This is a genomic window from Dryocola baronae (assembly GCF_051297175.1).
Classification (GTDB): Bacteria; Pseudomonadota; Gammaproteobacteria; order Enterobacterales; family Enterobacteriaceae; genus Dryocola.
This window is the reverse complement of the sequence record NZ_JBINNY010000001.1, coordinates 101630-120498: the sequence shown is the minus strand read 5'-3', so window position 1 is coordinate 120498 and position 18869 is coordinate 101630. Positions and strand designations below refer to the sequence as shown.

Here is an 18869-nt window from a genome sequence, read left to right as displayed (position 1 = left end):
TTACCCCTCTCTTGCCGCCCGGAACGCATTTTCCAGGTCAGCAATTAAATCTTCACCATCTTCTATGCCGGTAGACACACGCAGCAGCGTTTCGGAAATGCCAGCCGCAGCTCGCGCTTCCGGGGCCATGCCCGCGTGGGTCATGGTCGCCGCGTGCGAAATCAGGCTTTCTACGCCACCCAGCGATTCCGCCAGAGTGAAGAGCGACAGCGCGCTCAGGAAACGGCGCAGCGTTTGCTCGTCTGCGTCTAATTCAAAACTTAACATCGCGCCAAAACCTTTCTGCTGACGGGCCGCGATTTCGTGACCCTGGTTTTCTGGCAGCGATGGATGATACAGCTTTTTGACCAGCGGTTGGGTTTTCAGATACTCCACAATGGCCTGGGCGTTGCGCTGCGCCACTTCCATGCGAGGCGACAGGGTGCGCAGGCCGCGCAGTAGCAAATAACTATCAAAGGCGCTGCCGGTGACGCCGATATTGTTCGCCCACCAGGCAAGCTCGGTGACGGTATCGGCATCTTTGGCAATCACTACACCCGCAACCACATCCGAGTGGCCATTCAGGTACTTGGTGCAGGAATGCAGCACCAGATCCGCCCCCAGCGCCAGCGGGTTTTGCAGCGCCGGGCTAAGGAAGGTGTTATCCACCACGCTCACGGCGCCGGCTTCACGCGCCGCGGCGCATATTTTCGCAATATCTACCACGCGCAACAATGGGTTGCTTGGGCTTTCTACCAGCACTAACTTCGGTTTTTCGGCCAGCGCCGCGCTTAAGGCAGCATCATCATTCTGATCGACAAATAAAACGCGATACGCGCCGCGTTTTGCGAGGCTATCAAACAGGCGATAGCTGCCGCCGTAGCAGTCGTGCGGCGCCACCAGCAGGTCGCCAGGCTTGAGGAAGACGGTGGTCACCAGATGAATAGCCGACATGCCGGTATTCGTCATTACCGCACCTGCCCCGCCTTCCAGCTCCGCTAGCGCGCGTTGAACAACGTCACGCGTAGGGTTGCCACGGCGCGAATAGTCATGCGCGCGCGGTTCGTTGAAGCCGGTGAAGTTATAGGTGCTGGAAAGGTGAATGGGGGGAACAACACAGCCGTATTGCTCGTCGTCGTTCAAACCGCTGCGTACTGCGATGGTTGCCTGTTTGCGCGTCATTGTTTGCCTAATCCTTGCTGGTCGAATAAAGGTCAGGCATCAGAGTAAACACTGGCGAGATAGACGTCAATACATCTGGACATCTAAACTTCTTTGCGTATAGATTGAGCAAACGCGAAATAGCCGTTAAAATTATATGCTTTAGAGTGATAGCTTCGCAGACTGCGCAGGTGTCTGGGCTGTACACTATGACAGATAATCGCCCAGATCGTGCCCGGCCCGGTTTGAGCATGTTTAATTGATAAGAGGATTAAAGGTATCTCATGGCTGAATGGAGCGGCGAATATATCAGCCCTTACGCTGAGCACGGGAAGAAGAGTGAACAAGTAAAAAAAATTACGGTTTCCATTCCTCTGAAGGTGTTAAAAATCCTCACCGATGAGCGCACCCGTCGCCAGGTGAATAACCTGCGCCACGCAACCAACAGTGAGCTGCTGTGTGAGGCTTTCCTGCACGCGTTTACTGGCCAACCTCTGCCGAACGATGCGGATCTGCGCAAAGAGCGTAGTGATGAAATCCCGGAAGAGGCAAAGGTGATTATGCGCGAACTGGGGATCGACCCGGATACTTGGGAATATTAATTCTAACCGTCATCCTTCGAGCCGCAGGGGTGTTGACTGCACTCCCTCACCCCAGTCACTTACTTCAGTAAGCTCCTGGGGATGAGCTCCCTTGTCGCCTACCTGCAACTCGAATGCTAACGGCTATAAAAATAATGGATACAAAAAAGGCGCCCTTGGGCGCCTTTCTCTTTTACCATGCTGCGAAACTTATTTTTTCGCGCCTGGTACGCTGAAACGCTTGTTGAAGCGGTCAACGCGGCCACCGGTAGCAACATCACGCTGCTTGCCAGTGTAGAACGGATGGCATTCGCCACAAACGTCCAGGTTCAGATCGTGACCCGCGGTAGAGCGGATTTTGATAGAATTACCGCAAGAACAGTTTGCAGTAATGAAGTCATATTTAGGGTGGATATCTTTTTTCATGGTAAACCTCGGTTAAGGCCGCGTCGCTCTTCCAGCCCTTACGCCAGACACCACGCGATGTGAATAATGTAGGTTTTTCGACACCAAAACTGCGCATCAAAGGCGGCGAATCATACAGAATACAAAACCCGCTTGCAAACTGATCCGCAATTTCGTGAACACTCAGTGTACACTATCTCGTCTTTTTTATCAGCCCGGATGCTTTCATGCCTGTTGCCCACGTCGCCCTACCGGTTCCCCTTGCCCGTACTTTTGACTACCTGATCCCTGCTGGCATGCAGGTGGCAGCGGGCTGTCGCGTGCTGGTGCCGTTTGGCAAACGTGAAGCCGTGGGTATCGTGGTTGCGGTCAGCGAAAAAAGCGAACTGCCGCTTGGCGATCTCAAGCCCGTAGCCGACGTGCTGGATGGCGCTTCCCTATTCCCTCCTTCTTTATGGCGCGTGCTGCTGTGGGCGAAGGACTATTACCACCACCCGATCGGCGACGTGCTGTTCCACGCGCTGCCGATTCTGCTGCGCCAGGGGAAACCCGCGCATCACGCGCCGCTGTGGTACTGGTTCGCCACTGAAGAAGGCAAAGCCGTCGATCTCAATAGCCTGAAGCGCGCGCCAAAACAGCAGCAGGCGCTGGCGGCGGTGCGGCAGAAAAACATCTGGCGGCATCAGGTCAGCGAGATGGAAATCAGCGAGCAGGGCCTACAGGCGTTGCGAACCAAAGGCCTCTGCGACTTAAAAAGCGCCGCGCCATCTGCCGCCGACTGGCGGGAAAGCTATTCCGTCGCGGGCGAACGTTTAAGATTGAACACCGAACAGGCCACAGCCGTGGGCGCAATCCACAGCTCAGCAGACCATTTTTCCGCATGGCTGCTGGCCGGCATCACCGGGTCGGGCAAGACCGAAGTCTACCTCAGCGTGCTGGAAAACGTGCTGGCGCAGGGGAAGCAGGCCCTGGTGCTGGTACCGGAAATCGGCCTGACGCCGCAAACCATCGCCCGCTTCCGCGAGCGTTTTAACGCGCCGGTAGAAGTCCTGCATTCCGGCCTGAACGACAGCGAACGCCTGGCCGTGTGGTTAAAAGCGCGCAGCGGTGAGGCTGCTATCGTCATCGGTACACGCTCCTCCCTGTTCACGCCCTTCTGCCGCCTCGGCGTCATCGTTATTGATGAAGAGCACGACAGCTCCTACAAGCAGCAGGAAGGCTGGCGCTACCACGCCCGAGATCTTGCGGTTTACCGCGCCCATGCGGAAGATATCCCCATAATATTGGGTTCGGCGACGCCCGCTCTCGAAACGCTGCATAACGTGAAGCTCGGTAAATATCGCAAGCTGCGCCTGACCAAGCGCGCCGGGAACGCAAGCCAGGCGCTACAGCAGGTGGTGGACCTAAAGGGACAGCCATTGAAATCCGGGCTGTCACCCACGCTTATCAAGAAAATTGGCCAGCACATCAAGGCCGATAACCAGGTCATTTTGTTCCTCAACCGCCGGGGTTTTGCCCCCGCGCTGCTGTGTCACGAATGCGGCTGGATTGCGGAATGCCCGCGCTGCGACCACTATTTCACCCTGCACCAGGGGCAACGCCAGCTGCGCTGCCACCACTGCGATAGCCAGCGGCCTATTCCGCATCAGTGCCCCGGCTGCGGCTCGACCAACCTCGTGCCGGTCGGCATGGGCACCGAGCAGCTTGAGCAAAGCCTGGCACCGCTGTTCCCGAACGTGCCTCTTTCACGTATCGACCGCGACACGACCAGCCGTAAAGGCGCGCTTGAAGAGCAGCTAGCGGAAGTCCATCGCGGCGGCGCCCGCATTCTTATCGGCACGCAGATGCTGGCCAAAGGGCACCATTTCCCGGACGTGACGCTGGTCGCGCTGCTGGACGTGGACGGCGCGCTGTTCTCCGCAGACTTCCGCGCGGCGGAACGCTTCGCGCAGCTTTACGTCCAGGTTTCCGGGCGTGCGGGGCGCGCGGGCAAGCAGGGCGAAGTGGTACTGCAAACCCATCACCCTGACCACCCGCTGCTGCAAACCCTGCTCACCAAAGGCTATGACGCCTTCGCAAGCCAGGCGCTGGTCGAACGCCAGACGGTCTTTTTGCCGCCGTTTACCAGCCACGTTATCTTCCGCGCCGAAGACCAGAACAACCAGCAGGCACCGCTGTTCCTTCAGCAGCTGCGCAATCTGCTCGAATCCAGCCCGCTGCGCGACGAACAGCTGTGGATTATGGGGCCGGTGCCTTCGCTTCAGCCCAAACGCGGCGGCCGTTTCCGCTGGCAGATTCTCCTCCAGCATCCGTCGCGCGCCCGTTTGCAACGCCTGATAAGTCACTCACTTACGCTGGTGAATACGCTTCCCGAATCCCGCAAAGTGAAGTGGATGCTGGATGTCGATCCGATAGAGGGCTAGCCCGCAAAAGGCTGGTTATGCGAAGCGGATCGAAAAATTCCGCACCCGTCACATTTTTGATGAAATTTCTGTAACAGGCTTCGCCATTATTCTGCTAAGAATGTGAAGATGATCAGGCATCAGGGACGTGTCGTGGCCTGCATACTGCATGCGAGGAGAAGAAGTGAAGCCGAAGAACCAGGTCGCGAACGCGACCATGAAAGATGTTGCCCTCCAGGCGAAAGTCTCTACGGCAACGGTATCCCGTGCGTTGATGAACCCGGATAAGGTTTCCCAGAGCACGCGCAGTAAAGTGGAGCAGGCAGCCATTGAAGTGGGCTATTTACCTCATTCTTTGGGCCGCAACGCAAAGCGTAACGAATCGCGCACGATACTGGTGATTGTCCCGGATATTTGCGATCCGTTCTTCAGCGAGATCATTCGCGGGATTGAAGTCACCGCCGCGGATCAGGGGTATCTGGTGCTGATCGGCGACTGCGCCCATCAGAATCAGCAGGAAAAGACCTTTATCGATCTCATCATCACCAAGCAAATTGACGGTATGCTGCTGCTCGGCTCGCGCCTGCCGTTTGATGCAAGCCTCGAAGAGCAAAGGAATTTGCCGCCGATGGTGATGGCGAACGAGTTTGCGCCAGAGCTTGAACTGCCGACCGTTCACATCGACAACCTTACCGCCGCGTTTAACGCCGTCTACTATTTGCAGCAGCTGGGCCACGAAAGAATCGCCTGTATCGCCGGTCCGGAAGAGATGCCGCTCTGCCATTACCGCCTGCAGGGCTACGTTCAGGCACTGCGCCGCACGGGCATGGTTGTCGATCCGCATTACATTCAGCGCGGTGATTTTACCTACGAAGCGGGTGCCGCCGCCCTTGCGCAGCTCCTGACTTTGCCGGTTCCGCCTACCGCAATTTTCTGTCACAGTGACGTGATGGCGCTCGGCGCGCTGTCGCAGGCCAAACGCAGCGGGCTGCGCGTGCCGGAAGATTTATCTATCATGGGCTTCGATGATATTGCATTATCGCAGTTCTGCGATCCTCCTCTCACCACGGTTCAGCAACCGCGTTTCGATATCGGACGGGAAGCTATGCTGTTGTTATTAGATCAGCTGCACGGTGAAATCGTCAGCAGCGGATCGCGCTTGCTGGACTGCGACCTCATTGAACGAGGAAGCACCAGTGCGCCAGGCTTGAGAAAATGAACCGCTTTAGGACTCCCCAATCTGGTCAAAGGGGCGTCCCTTAAGTAACATGGCGGGCTGATAAACGAATAAATACAGCGAATCGATAGTGGCACAAAAAGATTATGTACGCCGCGGGCAATCGGCAGGGACACGGCGCAAAAAGAGTACCCCCCGCAAAAAGCAACGTAACCTGCCATCCGTCTCGCCGACAATGGTCGCCATTGCGGCCGCCGTTCTGGTGACCTTTATTGGTGCTCTGTACTTCATTACCCATCATAAAAAAGAGGAAAGTGAAGTCCTGCCGGGCCATAAGGTGACCGGGAATGGTCTTCCGCCGAAACCTGAAGAGCGCTGGCGCTATATCAAAGAGCTGGAAAACCGCCAGCCGGGCGTGCGCACGCCAACCGAGCCAACGGCCGGTGGTGAAGTGCAGAACAAAGACCAGCTCACCAACGAACAGCGTCAGCTGCTGGAACAGATGCAGGCGGATATGCGTCAGCAGCCGACTCAGCTGAACGAAGTGCCGTGGAACGAACAAACCCCGGCGCAGCGTCAGCAAACCCTGCAACGCCAGAAACAGCTGCAACAGGTGCAGCAGCAGACTCAGCAACAGCAGTGGAACACGCAGCAGCAACAGCCTCGCGTACAGCAGCGCGTTGTGGAGCAGCCTTATCAGCAGCCACGCACCGTGCAGCAGACACAGCAGCCGAAGGCCGTTCAGCAACAGCCGCGTACTACCGCAGCCTCGCAGCCGTATCAGGATCTGATCCAGACGCCGCCGCATAACACGCAGCAGCGTGCTCCAGCGCAGACGTCACAGCCGCGCGAGCAGGTACAAACGCAGCCAAAAGCAGCGCCGGTAACGCGTGAACCCGAAGCGGCTAAGCCAGCGCCTGCCACGCAGGAGAAAAAAGACGAAAAACGCTGGATGGTGCAGTGCGGCTCGTTTAAAGGCAGCGAGCAGGCGGAAACCGTTCGCGCGCAGCTGGCGTTTGAAGGCTTTGACTCACGCATTACCACCAATAACGGCTGGAACCGCGTGGTGATTGGCCCGATCAAAGGCAAGGACAACGCCGACGGCACCCTGAACCGCCTCAAAATGGCTGGTCACTCTAACTGCATTCGTCTGGGCGGGGGTTGAAACCCCCAAAATCCCCCCCATCTATAATTGCATTCAGCCCCAAACCCGGTTTGGGGCCCATATTTAGCTGATGCAATAAGGGGTCTGCTCGTGACAACAATAGTAAGTGTGCGCCGCAACGGCCATGTAGTAATCGGTGGCGATGGTCAGGCCACGCTCGGCAACACCGTAATGAAAGGCAACGTCAAAAAAGTTCGCCGTCTGTATAACGACAAGGTTATCGCGGGCTTTGCGGGCGGCACGGCGGATGCCTTCACGCTGTTCGAACTCTTTGAACGCAAACTCGAAATGCATCAGGGTCACCTGGTCAAAGCCGCCGTTGAGCTGGCTAAAGACTGGCGTACCGACCGCATGCTGCGCAAGCTCGAAGCGCTGTTGGCGGTAGCCGACGAAAACGCATCGCTGATCATCACCGGTAACGGTGACGTGATTCAGCCGGAAGACGACCTGATTGCCATCGGCTCTGGCGGCCCATACGCCCAGGCCGCAGCTCGTGCGCTGCTCGAAAACACCGAGTTGGGCGCACGCGATATCGTTGAGAAATCGCTGGGGATCGCCGGTGATATCTGCATCTACACCAACCATTTCCACACTATCGAAGAATTAGCGTCTAAGGCGTAAGGATCCCCCATGTCTGAAATGACTCCACGCGAAATTGTCAGCGAACTGAACAAACACATCATCGGCCAGGACAACGCCAAGCGTTCCGTGGCCATCGCGCTGCGTAATCGCTGGCGCCGTATGCAGCTGGACGAAGAGCTGCGCCATGAAGTGACGCCAAAAAACATTCTGATGATCGGCCCGACCGGCGTCGGTAAAACCGAAATCGCCCGTCGTCTGGCAAAACTTGCTAACGCGCCGTTCATCAAGGTTGAAGCGACTAAATTCACCGAAGTAGGCTATGTCGGTAAGGAAGTTGATTCTATCATTCGCGATCTGACCGATTCCGCGATGAAAATGGTGCGCCTGCAATCCATTGAAAAGAACCGCTTCCGCGCGGAAGAAATGGCCGAAGAGCGTATTCTTGACGTGCTGATCCCACCGGCGAAAAACAACTGGGGCCAGAACGAAACGGCGCCAGAGCCGTCTGCGGCGCGTCAGTCCTTCCGCAAGAAACTGCGTGAAGGCGCGCTCGACGACAAAGAGATTGAAATCGACCTCGCGGCCGCGCCAATGGGCGTGGAAATCATGGCACCTCCAGGCATGGAAGAGATGACCAGCCAGCTGCAGTCCATGTTCCAGAACCTGGGCGGCCAGAAGCAGAAGCCGCGCAAGCTGAAAATCAAAGACGCGATGAAGCTGCTGATTGAAGAAGAAGCGGCCAAGCTTGTGAACCCGGAAGAGCTGAAGCAGGACGCGATCGATGCGGTTGAGCAGCACGGCATCGTGTTTATCGACGAAATCGACAAAATCTGTAAGCGCGGCGGCAACAGTTCCGGCCCGGATGTCTCCCGCGAAGGCGTGCAGCGCGACCTGCTGCCGCTGGTGGAAGGCTGCACCGTGTCCACCAAGCACGGCATGGTCAAAACTGACCACATCCTGTTTATCGCTTCCGGCGCATTCCAGGTGGCCAGCCCGTCCGATCTGATCCCAGAATTGCAGGGTCGTCTGCCGATTCGCGTGGAGCTTCAGGCGCTGACCGTTGAAGATTTCGAGCGCATCCTGACCGAGCCAAACGCTTCAATCACCGTGCAGTACAAGGCGCTGATGGGCACCGAAGGCGTGAACATCGACTTCACCGAAGACGGTATTCGTCGTATCGCGCAGGCGGCATGGCAGGTGAACGAATCCACCGAGAACATCGGCGCGCGTCGTCTACACACCGTGCTCGAGCGCCTGGTGGAAGATATCTCCTACGAAGCCAGCGACCTGAGCGGCCATTCGATAATTATTGATGCTGATTATGTAAGTAAGCACCTGGATGAGCTGGTAGCAGATGAAGATCTGAGCCGTTTTATCCTATAATCGCGCTCAACGTATTTTCTTCATTTTCAAATGGAGGGCTTATGCCCTCCATTTTTTATATCTGGCATCGAAAACTATGAGCAATCCGCACTCTGTTAGCGTTACGCAAGCCTGGCTGGAAAGCCTGCGTCCCCGAACCCTGCCGCTGGCTTTTGCCTCTATCGTCTGCGGTTCTGCGCTGGCGTACTGGCAAGGCGTATTCGATCCGGCGGTAGCCGGGCTCGCGCTACTGACGGCGGGGCTGCTGCAAATCCTCTCCAACCTCGCAAATGATTATGGCGATGCCGTGAAAGGCAGCGACAAAGAAGATCGTATCGGGCCGCTGCGCGGGATGCAAAAAGGGGTGATTACCCAGGCGCAAATGAAGCGCGCGCTGATTATCACCGTCGTCCTTATCTGTCTTTCAGGCCTGGCGCTCGTCGCGGTTGCCTGCCACACGCCGGCTGACTTCTTCGGTTTCCTGGTGCTTGGCCTGGTGGCGATTATCGCGGCCATTACCTATACCGTCGGCACGCGCCCGTATGGATACATGGGTTTAGGTGATATCTCGGTGCTGGTGTTCTTCGGCTGGCTGAGCGTGGCAGGAAGCTGGTATCTGCAGGCGCATACGCTCGCCCCGCTCGTTTTCCTGCCGGCTACCGCCTGCGGCCTGCTGGCAACCGCCGTGCTGAATATCAACAACCTGCGCGATATCGACAGCGACCGTGAGAACGGCAAAAACACGCTGGCGGTGCGTCTGGGGCCGGTGCTGGCGCGTCGCTATCACGTTTGCCTGCTGATGGGCGCCCTGCTTTGCCTGGCGATGTTTAATCTGGTTTGGCTGAAAAGCCTGTGGGGATGGCTGTTTGTGCTGGCGGCGCCGCTGCTCATCAAGCAGGCGATGTACGTTACGCGTGAAATGGAACCTACCGCTATTCGCCCGATGCTTGAGCGGACGGTGAAAGCCGCGCTGCTGATTAACCTGTTGTTTGCGGTAGGAGTTGTGCTCAGCACGGTGCATTTTTAGCTGACAAATATCAATTAACAATTGATGATTTTGCCAACAGTTAACATTAAGCGATATACTGACAACTCCGGCAGCAAAAGAACCTTAATCCTATGAAATATGATACTTCCGAGCTTTGCGACATCTACCAGGAAGATGTCAACGTCGTTGAACCGCTGTTTTCCAACTTTGGTGGGCGGTCGTCCTTTGGCGGGCAAATCATCACGGTGAAATGTTTCGAGGACAACGGGTTGCTGTACGATCTGCTCGAACAGAATGGCCGTGGCCGCGTGTTGCTGGTCGATGGCGGCGGTTCTGTACGCCGAGCCCTGATCGATGGTGAGTTAGCGCGTCTGGCTACCCAGAACGAATGGGAAGGCATTGTGGTGTACGGCGCGGTGCGCCAGGTGGACGATCTGGAAGAGCTGGACATTGGCATTCAGGCCATCGCCGCGATTCCGGTTGGCTCTGCGGGTGATGGCATCGGCGAAAGCGACGTGCGCGTCAATTTTGGCGGCGTTACGTTCTTCTCCGGCGACCACCTCTACGCAGACAACACCGGCATTATCCTTTCTGAAGATCCGCTCGATATCGAATAACGGATCGCTAAACGTAAAACGGGCGCCCTGAGGCGCCCGTTCTTTTTTCTGTTTAAGCTTACACTTCTTCCATTTTGCCCAGCAGCGCGTGCAGACGCTCCTGCCAGACATGCTGTTGTTCTTTCAGAGAATTATTCTCGCGGATCAGCTCTTCGTGATTGCCCTGCGCCTGCTGCACTTCCTGAGCCAGGCTGTTGTTCTTCTCTTTCAGCTCTTCGATTTCCATCTGCAACAATGTGATAGTGTCAATCGCCTGCTGTACTTTCGATTCCAGTTTCTCAAAAACTTCAAATGACATGTCAAATCTCTCCTGAATTGCAAGGCGTTGATGGATGGCTATCCTCGTCCCGGAGATCCCGGCGACGCCTTTGTGAACATATGCGCACCACGCAGCGTTTCCCCGATTGTAAGTAGCGCGGCACCGCGTGTCCAGCGGCTTCCCGCGCTCTTTGCGTATCATGACGTTTTTCAGCATATGCCGAAAGACGACGGCAAAAATAACTTCTATTTGTTAAAGAATCCGTTAACAAAATGCGCGATTTCCCTGCCGCCACTGTGTGATAGTGCTCATTTTTTAGCGCGTAAACGCGCATTTTCTTGACGAAAGCCACAGAATTTAAGTTCGATATTTCTCGTTTATGTTCGTTAACGATAAATTAACACCATGCCTACATGGCATAAGGGTGGCATGGACGCTCAAATCACAATAATCATTAATTTTGCCTTCAGGACCCTACTATGAGTCAGACAGCTTCACCAACCTTAAAAGGCCAGTGCATCGCAGAGTTTATGGGTACCGCGTTGTTGATTTTCTTCGGTGTTGGATGTGTGGCCGCATTAAAAGTCGCAGGCGCAAGCTTCGGACAGTGGGAAATCAGCATCATCTGGGGCTTAGGGGTGGCGATGGCCATTTACCTGACCGCCGGGGTTTCTGGTGCGCATCTCAATCCTGCCGTTACCGTCGCGCTATGGCTGTTCGCCTGCTTTGACAAACGCAAAGTCGTGCCGTTTATTGTGTCCCAGATCGCAGGCGCCTTCTGCGCCGCGGCGCTGGTATACGGCTTATATTACAATCTGTTCCTTGATTACGAACAAACCCATCACATGGTTCGTGGCAGCGTAGAGAGCCTGGACTTAGCCGGTATCTTCTCTACTTACCCCAACCCGCACATTAACCTGGTGCAGGCGTTTGCCGTAGAGATGGTTATCACCGCCATTCTGATGGGCGTGATTCTGGCGTTGACCGACGATGGCAACGGTATTCCACGCGGGCCGCTGGCGCCGCTGCTGATCGGCCTGTTAATCGCGGTGATCGGCGCATCTATGGGCCCACTGACCGGCTTTGCCATGAACCCGGCGCGTGACCTGGGGCCGAAAATCTTCGCCTGGATGGCGGGCTGGGGCGACGTCGCCTTCACCGGCGGTAAAGATATTCCCTACTTCCTGGTACCTGTTTTTGGCCCGCTGACGGGCGCTGCGCTAGGCGCATTCGGGTATCGTAAATTGATTGGTCGCCATTTGCCGTGCGACGTTTGTGAAGACGTGGAAGAGAAAGCGTCCAGCACAGCTACACAGCAAAAAGCATCTTAAGCAACACTGACTTCGGGACAAGTTTATGACCACTGAAAAGAAATATATCGTTGCGCTCGACCAGGGCACCACCAGCTCCCGCGCCGTCGTCCTCGATCATGACGCCAATATCATTAGCGTTTCGCAGCGTGAGTTTGAGCAAATTTATCCTAAGCCCGGCTGGGTTGAGCATGACCCAATGGAGATCTGGGCGACCCAAAGCTCTACGCTGGTAGAAGTGCTGGCGAAAGCCGATATCAACTCCGATCAGATTGCGGCCATCGGCATCACCAACCAGCGTGAAACGACCGTTGTGTGGGAACGCGAAACCGGCAAGCCGATTTACAACGCCATCGTCTGGCAGTGCCGTCGTACCGCTGAGATCTGCGAGAAGCTCAAGCGCGACGGCATGGAAGAGTACATTCGTCACAACACCGGCCTGGTCATCGACCCGTATTTCTCCGGTACCAAGGTGAAATGGATTCTTGACCACGTGGAAGGTTCACGCGAGCGCGCCCGTCGCGGCGAGCTGCTGTTCGGCACCATCGACACCTGGCTTATCTGGAAGATGACCCAGGGACGCGTGCACGTGACCGACTACACCAACGCCTCCCGTACCATGCTGTTCAACATTCACGAGCTGGACTGGGACGACCGCATGCTGGAAGCGCTGGATATTCCGCGCGCCATGCTGCCGGAAGTGCGTAAGTCGTCTGAAGTTTACGGCCAGACCAACATCGGCGGTAAAGGCGGCACGCGTATTCCTATCGCGGGCATCGCGGGTGACCAGCAGGCGGCGCTGTTCGGCCAGCTGTGCGTGAAAGAAGGCATGGCGAAAAACACCTACGGCACCGGCTGCTTTATGCTGATGAACACCGGTGAAAAAGCGGTGACCTCAAGCCACGGCCTGCTGACCACCATTGCCTGCGGCCCGCGCGGCGAAGTCAACTATGCGCTCGAAGGCGCGGTGTTTATGGCAGGCGCGTCGATTCAGTGGCTGCGCGATGAGATGAAGCTCATCAGCGATGCCTTCGACTCCGAATATTTTGCGACCAAGGTTAAAGACACCAACGGCGTGTACGTGGTGCCAGCATTTACCGGCCTGGGCGCGCCATACTGGGACCCGTACGCGCGCGGTGCGATTTTCGGCCTGACGCGTGGGGTAAACTCCAACCACATTATTCGCGCAACGCTCGAGTCCATCGCCTATCAAACGCGTGACGTGCTTGAAGCGATGCAGGCTGATTCCGGCATTCGCCTTCATGCCCTGCGCGTGGACGGCGGCGCGGTAGCGAATAACTTCCTGATGCAGTTCCAGGCCGACATCCTCGGCACGCGCGTAGAACGCCCGGAAGTGCGTGAAGTCACCGCGTTAGGCGCGGCCTACCTCGCCGGGCTTGCAGTCGGCTTCTGGGAAGATCTGAATGAAGTCAGCGAAAAAGCGGTCATCGAGAAAGAGTTCCGTCCGGGTATCGAAACCACCGAGCGTAACGTTCGCTACGCGGGCTGGAAAAAAGCCGTGAAACGCGCGCTTGCCTGGGAAGAACACGACGAAAGTTAACCCCTCGCCCTAACCCTCTCCCGTCGGGAGAGGGTATCAAACTGTGCTAAACTCCGTCGCAATTCTGCTTGCTAAATGAGTATGTGATGAGACGTGAACTTGCTATCGAATTTTCCCGCGTAACCGAAGCCGCAGCGCTTGCTGGCTACAAATGGCTTGGCCGCGGTGACAAAAATACCGCCGACGGTGCCGCCGTGCACGCCATGCGTATCGTGCTAAATCAGGTCAATATCGACGGTCAGATTGTGATTGGCGAAGGGGAAATCGACGAAGCGCCGATGCTGTATATCGGTGAAAAAGTCGGGACCGGCAAAGGCGACGCGGTGGATATCGCCGTTGACCCTATCGAAGGCACCCGCATGACGGCGATGGGCCAGGCCAACGCGCTGGCCGTGCTGGCCGTGGGCGATAAGGGCAGCTTCCTGAACGCGCCGGACATGTACATGGAAAAGCTGATCGTCGGCCCTGGCGCGAAAGGCATAATCGATCTCAATCTGCCGCTGGCCGAAAACCTGCACAACGTTGCCGTGGCGCTTAACAAGCCGCTCAGCGAGCTTACCGTCACCATCCTCGCCAAGCCGCGCCATGACGCCACCATCGCAGAAATGCAGAAGCTCGGCGTGCGCGTTTTCGCGATTCCTGACGGCGACGTGGCCGCGTCTATCCTGACCTGCATGCCGGACAGCGAGGTCGACGTGATGTACGGCATCGGCGGCGCGCCGGAGGGCGTCATTTCCGCAGCGGTTATCCGCGCGTTGGACGGCGACATGCAGGGCCGTCTGCTGGCTCGTCATCACGTAAAAGGCGACAGCGAAGAAAACCGCCGCCTCGGCGAGCAGGAGCTGGAACGCTGCAAGGCGATGGGCATCGAAGCGGGAGCGGTGCTGAAGCTGGACGATATGGCGCGTAACGATAACGTTATCTTCTCCGCAACCGGCATCACCAAAGGCGACCTGCTGGACGGCATCACCCGCAAGGGCAATATGGCGACCACCGAAACCCTGCTGATTCGCGGTAAATCGCGCACCATTCGCCGCATAAAGTCTATCCATTATCTTGACCGTAAAGACCCGGACGTGCAGAACCATATTCTGTAAGGCAGCCGTTTGTCTGATCGAGCTTTCCGGCCCGCGCGGGCTGGAAATCTCTGACTATTCTGGTGAAGATACTCGCAGACAGCGACGGCCAGGACATGAGCACAACAGGAGCACAGCATGGCGGATTGGGTAAAAGGTAAAGTCACGCAGGTTCAGCACTGGACCGATTCTCTTTTCAGCCTGACGGTTGAGGCTCCCATCGCCCCGTTTACCGCCGGGCAGTTCACCAAGCTTGGCCTGGAAATCGACGGCGAACGCGTGCAGCGCGCCTACTCCTACGTTAACGCGCCGGGCAATCCGAATCTTGAGTTCTATCTGGTTAACGTGCCCGAAGGCAAGCTCAGCCCGCGCCTGCACGTTATGCAGCCAGGCGATGAAGTCATGGTGGTAAGCGAAGCCGCAGGCTTCTTCGTGTTGGAAGAAATCCCCGACTGTAAAACCCTATGGATGCTGGCGACCGGCACCGCGCTTGGCCCGTACCTTTCCATTTTGCAGGAAGGCAAAGATCTCGAGCGCTTTGAGAATATCGTCCTGCTGCACGCCGTGCGCTATGCCAACGACCTGAGCTATTTGCCGCTGATGCAGGAGCTGCAGCAGCGCTACGAAGGGAAATTACGCATTCAGACCGTGGTGAGCCGCGAAACCATCGCCGGCTCGCTGACCGGGCGGGTACCGGCGCTGATTGAAAGCGGCGAGCTGGAAGCGGCGGTTGGCCTGCCGATGACCACGGAAACCAGCCACGTAATGCTGTGCGGCAACCCGCAGATGGTGCGTGACACCCAGCAGCTTCTGAAGGATACGCGGCAGATGACCAAACACCTTCGCCGCCGTCCGGGCCATATGACCGCCGAACACTACTGGTAAATCAGCGGTATTTCACGTCGCTGGTATCTTTGCCAAATCTGTTCTCGCCCTGGGTGCCGACAAACGCGCCCAGGTCGATGATCATCATCACCAGAATCAATGTCGGGATAAAGCGCCCCAGCCCCCACTGCGCGAGGCTGCCGAACACTTCCCAATTCCCCGCCAGCAGCAGCCACGCCGGAATAAACATCAGCGCCCACCAGCCCTTCTTATTGCGGTCGTGCAGGCGTTTAACAATCACCGCAGCCGTAGGGATCAAAGACCCGGACAAAAAGAACCCGGCGGTGGAGTAAGGCATGATTTCAGCGCCTGCCAGCGTAAAGAGAATGGCCAGCCCGGCAATCCAGACGCCGATCCAAATCCAAAAATCGCGACGCCCAATACGTCCTTTAAAAGAGAACAGCCACTGCTGTATGGTCATATGGTAAGGTCCTGATGGGTTTTGCCGCGTAGTGTACCCTGGCAACGCATGATTTTGACAAGCCAACGGATTACGGATTTAATCTGTGCCATGAATGACAGGAGAAGTTGTTGATGAGATATCTGCTCTGCGCCCTTGTGCTGTTCACGCTGCCTGTCGCGGTGAGCCGGGCAGATCCTCCCGCACAGCCGCCGTCGGCCCTGTCCGCCGCCCCTTATTTACTGCCGGGCTCTCCCACGTTCGATCTTACGATCACGCAGTTTCGCGAAAAGTTTAATATCGATAATCCGAACCTGCCGCTCGGCGAGTTCCGCGCCATCGACACCAGTCGCGATAAGGCGAACCTGACGCGTGCAGCCAGTAAGATCAACGAAAATCTGTATGCCTCCACGGCGCTTGAGCGCGGCACCTTAAAAATAAAATCTATCCAGATGACCTGGCTGCCGATTCAGGGGCCGGAGCAAAAAGCCGCGCGCGCCAAAGCGATGGAATACATGGCCGCCATGCTGCGCAGCTTCACGCCAACGTTTTCTAAGCAGCAAAGCCAGGAACGCCTGAATAAACTATTCACCGCTGGGAAAAACAAACGCTACTTCGCACAAACCGAAGGTGCGATTCGATATGTGGTGGCAGATAACGGCGAAAAGGGGCTAACTTTCGCTGTTGAACCGATTAAGCTTACGCTTTCTGAATCGCTAAACAACGGCGATTAAATGACAAAAAGCAAAGCCTTTAGCCCAGCGAGTCTCTATACTGTTTCACAGACCACGCTGCCCCGAGGGCAGCTATTTATTATTTGCTTACCGCGTGGAGAATTGAAATGCGACATCCTTTAGTGATGGGTAACTGGAAACTGAACGGCAGCAAGCACATGGTTCACGAGCTGATCGCTGGCCTGCGCAAAGAACTGTCTGGCGTTGACGGCTGTGGCGTAGCTATCGCCCCGCCAACCATGTACCTGGACCTGGCAAAACACGCAGCTTCCGGTAGCCACATCATTCTTGGTGCTCAGAACGTTGACGTTAACCTGTCTGGCGCATTCACCGGCGAAGTATCCGCTGAAATGCTGAAAGATATCGGTGCTAAATACATCATCATTGGTCACTCCGAGCGCCGTACCTATCACGCCGAGTCTGACGAGCTGATCGCGAAGAAATTTGCAATTCTGAAGCAGGTTGGCCTGACCCCAGTTCTGTGCATCGGCGAAACCGAAGCAGAAAACGAAGCGGGCAAAACTGAAGAAGTTTGCGCACGTCAGATCGACGCGGTGCTGAAAACTCAGGGCGCTGCGGCATTCGAAGGCGTAGTTATCGCTTACGAACCAGTATGGGCAATCGGTACTGGCAAATCAGCTACCCCAGCTCAGGCTCAGGCCGTACACAAATTCATCCGCGATCATATCGCGAAAGCCGATGCGAAAGTGGCTGAACAGGTCATCATCCAGTACGGCGGTTCCGTAAACGATAAGAACGCAGCAGAGCTGTTTGCGCAGCCGGATATCGACGGCGCGCTGGTTGGCGGTGCATCCCTGAAAGCTGACGCTTTCGCAGTTATCGTTAAAGCAGCAGCTGAAGCGAAAAAAGCGTAATTGACGTACAAATGTTAAAAGGCTCCGCTTGCGGAGCCTTTTTTTATAGCTTGCCCAGCAGCCGGAACCAGCCGTAATCCAGCGGCATCAGCACCACGAAAGTCACCACTGCCAGCGCCACGCAGAGCTTCAGGCCCGCTTTTGCGGGTACCTTCCCTAACGCCATCGCCACCACGATGGGCGAAGCCATATACGGCAACAGCGGCGTCGAATAGCCCAGCACCTGCACCATAATAACCGAGAGCAGCGGGAACCCCGTCGCCTGCGCAAAGCTTTCTGCAAGCGTAGTGTAGAGTGCCGGTACGCCGTTTGCGGTGACGATGAAGTTCAACAGGCTGGTGATTCCGGTCAACGCGACAAAACTGGTGAAGGGACGCTGCGGGTCGAGCGGCATCACCGCGAGAAGTTTTTCCCCTACCACGCTCCCCAGCCCGGTTTCCGTCACGGTAGACGCTAACGCGAGAATGCCCGCTACGTAGAAACAGGTCCGCACGTTCACGCCGCTGGCGAACTCGTCGCTGTTGATAAACCCGACGCGCGGCAGCAGCGTAATGCAGGCGGCAACTAATCCAACCCAGGCCGGGCCGATGCCGTGAAGGCTTTCGCTCACCCACAGGGCGAGTACCGCCGCCAGTAGCCAGGCAAGGCGTTTTTCATCCCGGCTCATGGGCCCCGGGTGACCTATATCATTGGGCGCGTGCGGCCTGCCTGGGAACAGCCAGCAAATCAGGCCGATAAGCAACAGGCCTTTCAATATGCCCAGCACCGGCGTATGTAGCCAGAGGTAAGGAAGGTAGTTGAGATGAATACCGTACGCGCCTTCCGCCGCCCCGCTCATCACCAGGTTGGGCACGTTAGCGGGCAAAATAGTGGCGGAAAGCTGGAAAGTGCCGAAGCCGACGGCCAGCGCCAGACCGAACCACGCGCGCGAGCCGTCCGCAATGCCCGAACGTTTCGCCATCGCCGCCACAATCGGCATCAGCAGGGCGATGCGCCCCATGTTGGAAGGCATAACAAAGGCCAGCGCATAGCTAAGCAGCACGACGCTGCCAACCATCCGCACCCAGGAATCGGTCAGGCTGCCGGATATTGCCCTTGCCGCCCGGTCGGCCAGGCCCGTTTTGCGTATCGCAATCCCCAATACGAACCCGCTGAACACCAGCCAGAACGCCGAAGAGGCGAAGCCGCTAAAAATAACCTCCGCTGGGGCAATCTTCGCTACCGTAGCGGCCGCAAAAAACAGCAAAGCGGTGAGGTATTCTGGCAGCGCCGAGGTGGCCCAGAGCGTGATGGTAACAAGGATAATCAGCGTAGGGAGAAACAAAGGGTGGGTAAACCAGTGCGACATAC

19 protein-coding genes are annotated in these 18869 nt (G+C 56.7%); 14 read left to right on the top strand and 5 right to left on the bottom strand.

Annotated elements, in window-relative coordinates; genetic code table 11:
* Nucleotides 1-1161: a cystathionine gamma-synthase gene (metB, locus tag ACSPHG_RS00580; RefSeq protein ID WP_435951546.1), complete on the bottom strand. Its 1161-nt coding sequence runs from the start codon at nucleotides 1159-1161 to the stop codon at nucleotides 1-3.
* Nucleotides 1162-1424: 263 nt separating this feature from the next.
* Here metB and metJ point away from each other — a divergent pair, with 263 nt between their 5' ends.
* On the top strand, nucleotides 1425-1742 hold the full coding sequence (metJ, locus tag ACSPHG_RS00575) for a met regulon transcriptional regulator MetJ (protein WP_031523354.1): 318 nt from the start codon (nucleotides 1425-1427) through the stop codon (nucleotides 1740-1742).
* A gap of 189 nt (nucleotides 1743-1931) precedes the next feature.
* Here the strand turns inward: metJ and rpmE are convergent, their stop codons facing one another.
* A complete protein-coding gene (gene rpmE, locus ACSPHG_RS00570; protein ID WP_435951545.1) occupies nucleotides 1932-2147 on the bottom strand; it encodes a 50S ribosomal protein L31 in 216 nt (71 codons plus the stop codon).
* A gap of 206 nt (nucleotides 2148-2353) precedes the next feature.
* Here rpmE and priA point away from each other — a divergent pair, with 206 nt between their 5' ends.
* The 7 genes from priA to rraA all read left to right on the top strand — a co-directional run bounded on the left by priA (nucleotide 2354) and on the right by rraA (nucleotide 10419).
* The gene (gene priA / locus ACSPHG_RS00565) at nucleotides 2354-4549 is read left to right on the top strand and encodes a primosomal protein N' (protein WP_435951544.1); all 2196 of its coding nucleotides are present in this window, start codon (nucleotides 2354-2356) and stop codon (nucleotides 4547-4549) included.
* Between the two features lie 163 nt (nucleotides 4550-4712).
* A complete protein-coding gene (gene cytR, locus ACSPHG_RS00560) occupies nucleotides 4713-5747 on the top strand; it encodes a DNA-binding transcriptional regulator CytR (RefSeq protein WP_435951543.1) in 1035 nt (344 codons plus the stop codon).
* Nucleotides 5748-5835: 88 nt separating this feature from the next.
* Nucleotides 5836-6870 (top strand): cell division protein FtsN, encoded by a 1035-nt coding sequence (ftsN, locus tag ACSPHG_RS00555; protein WP_435951542.1) that lies wholly within the window; start codon nucleotides 5836-5838, stop codon nucleotides 6868-6870.
* Between the two features lie 90 nt (nucleotides 6871-6960).
* Complete coding sequence (gene hslV, locus ACSPHG_RS00550; RefSeq protein WP_034461419.1) at nucleotides 6961-7491, top strand: ATP-dependent protease subunit HslV; 531 nt, start codon at nucleotides 6961-6963, stop codon at nucleotides 7489-7491.
* Nucleotides 7492-7500: 9 nt separating this feature from the next.
* Nucleotides 7501-8835: an ATP-dependent protease ATPase subunit HslU gene (gene hslU, locus ACSPHG_RS00545; RefSeq protein ID WP_435951541.1), complete on the top strand. Its 1335-nt coding sequence runs from the start codon at nucleotides 7501-7503 to the stop codon at nucleotides 8833-8835.
* Nucleotides 8836-8911: 76 nt separating this feature from the next.
* A complete protein-coding gene (gene menA, locus ACSPHG_RS00540; protein ID WP_435951540.1) occupies nucleotides 8912-9841 on the top strand; it encodes a 1,4-dihydroxy-2-naphthoate polyprenyltransferase in 930 nt (309 codons plus the stop codon).
* A 92-nt stretch (nucleotides 9842-9933) separates the two neighbouring features.
* Entirely contained in the window at nucleotides 9934-10419 is a 486-nt protein-coding gene (gene rraA / locus ACSPHG_RS00535) for a ribonuclease E activity regulator RraA (RefSeq protein WP_435951539.1), read from the top strand.
* Nucleotides 10420-10477: 58 nt separating this feature from the next.
* Here rraA and zapB read toward each other — a convergent pair whose 3' ends face one another.
* Nucleotides 10478-10717 carry a septal ring assembly protein ZapB gene (gene zapB, locus ACSPHG_RS00530; RefSeq protein WP_435951538.1) on the bottom strand — a complete coding sequence of 80 codons (240 nt, stop codon included), beginning with the start codon at nucleotides 10715-10717 and terminating at the stop codon, nucleotides 10478-10480.
* Nucleotides 10718-11157: 440 nt separating this feature from the next.
* On the opposite strand from zapB, the gene ACSPHG_RS00525 reads away from it, so the two are divergent.
* The 4 genes from ACSPHG_RS00525 (at nucleotide 11158) to fpr (ending at nucleotide 15510) form a co-directional block, all read left to right on the top strand.
* Nucleotides 11158-12009 (top strand): MIP/aquaporin family protein, encoded by an 852-nt coding sequence (locus tag ACSPHG_RS00525; protein ID WP_435951537.1) that lies wholly within the window; start codon nucleotides 11158-11160, stop codon nucleotides 12007-12009.
* 25 nt (nucleotides 12010-12034) lie between these two features.
* Nucleotides 12035-13549, top strand: coding sequence for a glycerol kinase GlpK (gene glpK, locus ACSPHG_RS00520; protein WP_435951536.1), 1515 nt, complete (start codon nucleotides 12035-12037; stop codon nucleotides 13547-13549).
* A gap of 86 nt (nucleotides 13550-13635) precedes the next feature.
* A complete protein-coding gene (gene glpX, locus ACSPHG_RS00515) occupies nucleotides 13636-14646 on the top strand; it encodes a class II fructose-bisphosphatase (protein WP_435951535.1) in 1011 nt (336 codons plus the stop codon).
* 117 nt (nucleotides 14647-14763) lie between these two features.
* Nucleotides 14764-15510, top strand: coding sequence for a ferredoxin--NADP(+) reductase (fpr, locus tag ACSPHG_RS00510; protein ID WP_435951534.1), 747 nt, complete (start codon nucleotides 14764-14766; stop codon nucleotides 15508-15510).
* Nucleotide 15511: 1 nt separating this feature from the next.
* Here the strand turns inward: fpr and ACSPHG_RS00505 are convergent, their stop codons facing one another.
* On the bottom strand, nucleotides 15512-15931 hold the full coding sequence (locus ACSPHG_RS00505; protein WP_435951533.1) for a DUF805 domain-containing protein: 420 nt from the start codon (nucleotides 15929-15931) through the stop codon (nucleotides 15512-15514).
* A 113-nt stretch (nucleotides 15932-16044) separates the two neighbouring features.
* Here ACSPHG_RS00505 and ACSPHG_RS00500 point away from each other — a divergent pair, with 113 nt between their 5' ends.
* The gene (locus ACSPHG_RS00500) at nucleotides 16045-16644 is read left to right on the top strand and encodes a YiiQ family protein (protein ID WP_435951532.1); all 600 of its coding nucleotides are present in this window, start codon (nucleotides 16045-16047) and stop codon (nucleotides 16642-16644) included.
* Between the two features lie 107 nt (nucleotides 16645-16751).
* Nucleotides 16752-17519: a triose-phosphate isomerase gene (gene tpiA / locus ACSPHG_RS00495; protein ID WP_435951531.1), complete on the top strand. Its 768-nt coding sequence runs from the start codon at nucleotides 16752-16754 to the stop codon at nucleotides 17517-17519.
* 43 nt (nucleotides 17520-17562) lie between these two features.
* On the opposite strand, the gene ACSPHG_RS00490 is transcribed toward tpiA, so the two are convergent.
* Nucleotides 17563-18867: an SLC13 family permease gene (locus tag ACSPHG_RS00490; RefSeq protein ID WP_435951530.1), complete on the bottom strand. Its 1305-nt coding sequence runs from the start codon at nucleotides 18865-18867 to the stop codon at nucleotides 17563-17565.
* Nucleotides 18868-18869 lie beyond the last annotated feature (2 nt).

What these genes read in the sequence shown, in the direction of transcription:
- metB (WP_435951546.1), bottom strand. Translation starts at nt 1,161, where the DNA reads ATGACGCGCAAACAGGCAACCATCGCAGTACGCAGCGGTTTGAACGAC.
- metJ (WP_031523354.1), top strand. Translation starts at nt 1,425, where the DNA reads ATGGCTGAATGGAGCGGCGAATATATCAGCCCTTACGCTGAGCACGGG.
- rpmE (WP_435951545.1), bottom strand. Translation starts at nt 2,147, where the DNA reads ATGAAAAAAGATATCCACCCTAAATATGACTTCATTACTGCAAACTGT.
- priA (WP_435951544.1), top strand. Translation starts at nt 2,354, where the DNA reads ATGCCTGTTGCCCACGTCGCCCTACCGGTTCCCCTTGCCCGTACTTTT.
- hslU (WP_435951541.1), top strand. Translation starts at nt 7,501, where the DNA reads ATGTCTGAAATGACTCCACGCGAAATTGTCAGCGAACTGAACAAACAC.
- menA (WP_435951540.1), top strand. Translation starts at nt 8,912, where the DNA reads ATGAGCAATCCGCACTCTGTTAGCGTTACGCAAGCCTGGCTGGAAAGC.
- rraA (WP_435951539.1), top strand. Translation starts at nt 9,934, where the DNA reads ATGAAATATGATACTTCCGAGCTTTGCGACATCTACCAGGAAGATGTC.
- zapB (WP_435951538.1), bottom strand. Translation starts at nt 10,717, where the DNA reads ATGTCATTTGAAGTTTTTGAGAAACTGGAATCGAAAGTACAGCAGGCG.
- ACSPHG_RS00525 (WP_435951537.1), top strand. Translation starts at nt 11,158, where the DNA reads ATGAGTCAGACAGCTTCACCAACCTTAAAAGGCCAGTGCATCGCAGAG.
- glpK (WP_435951536.1), top strand. Translation starts at nt 12,035, where the DNA reads ATGACCACTGAAAAGAAATATATCGTTGCGCTCGACCAGGGCACCACC.
- glpX (WP_435951535.1), top strand. Translation starts at nt 13,636, where the DNA reads ATGAGACGTGAACTTGCTATCGAATTTTCCCGCGTAACCGAAGCCGCA.
- fpr (WP_435951534.1), top strand. Translation starts at nt 14,764, where the DNA reads ATGGCGGATTGGGTAAAAGGTAAAGTCACGCAGGTTCAGCACTGGACC.
- ACSPHG_RS00505 (WP_435951533.1), bottom strand. Translation starts at nt 15,931, where the DNA reads ATGACCATACAGCAGTGGCTGTTCTCTTTTAAAGGACGTATTGGGCGT.
- ACSPHG_RS00500 (WP_435951532.1), top strand. Translation starts at nt 16,045, where the DNA reads ATGAGATATCTGCTCTGCGCCCTTGTGCTGTTCACGCTGCCTGTCGCG.
- tpiA (WP_435951531.1), top strand. Translation starts at nt 16,752, where the DNA reads ATGCGACATCCTTTAGTGATGGGTAACTGGAAACTGAACGGCAGCAAG.
- ACSPHG_RS00490 (WP_435951530.1), bottom strand. Translation starts at nt 18,867, where the DNA reads ATGTCGCACTGGTTTACCCACCCTTTGTTTCTCCCTACGCTGATTATC.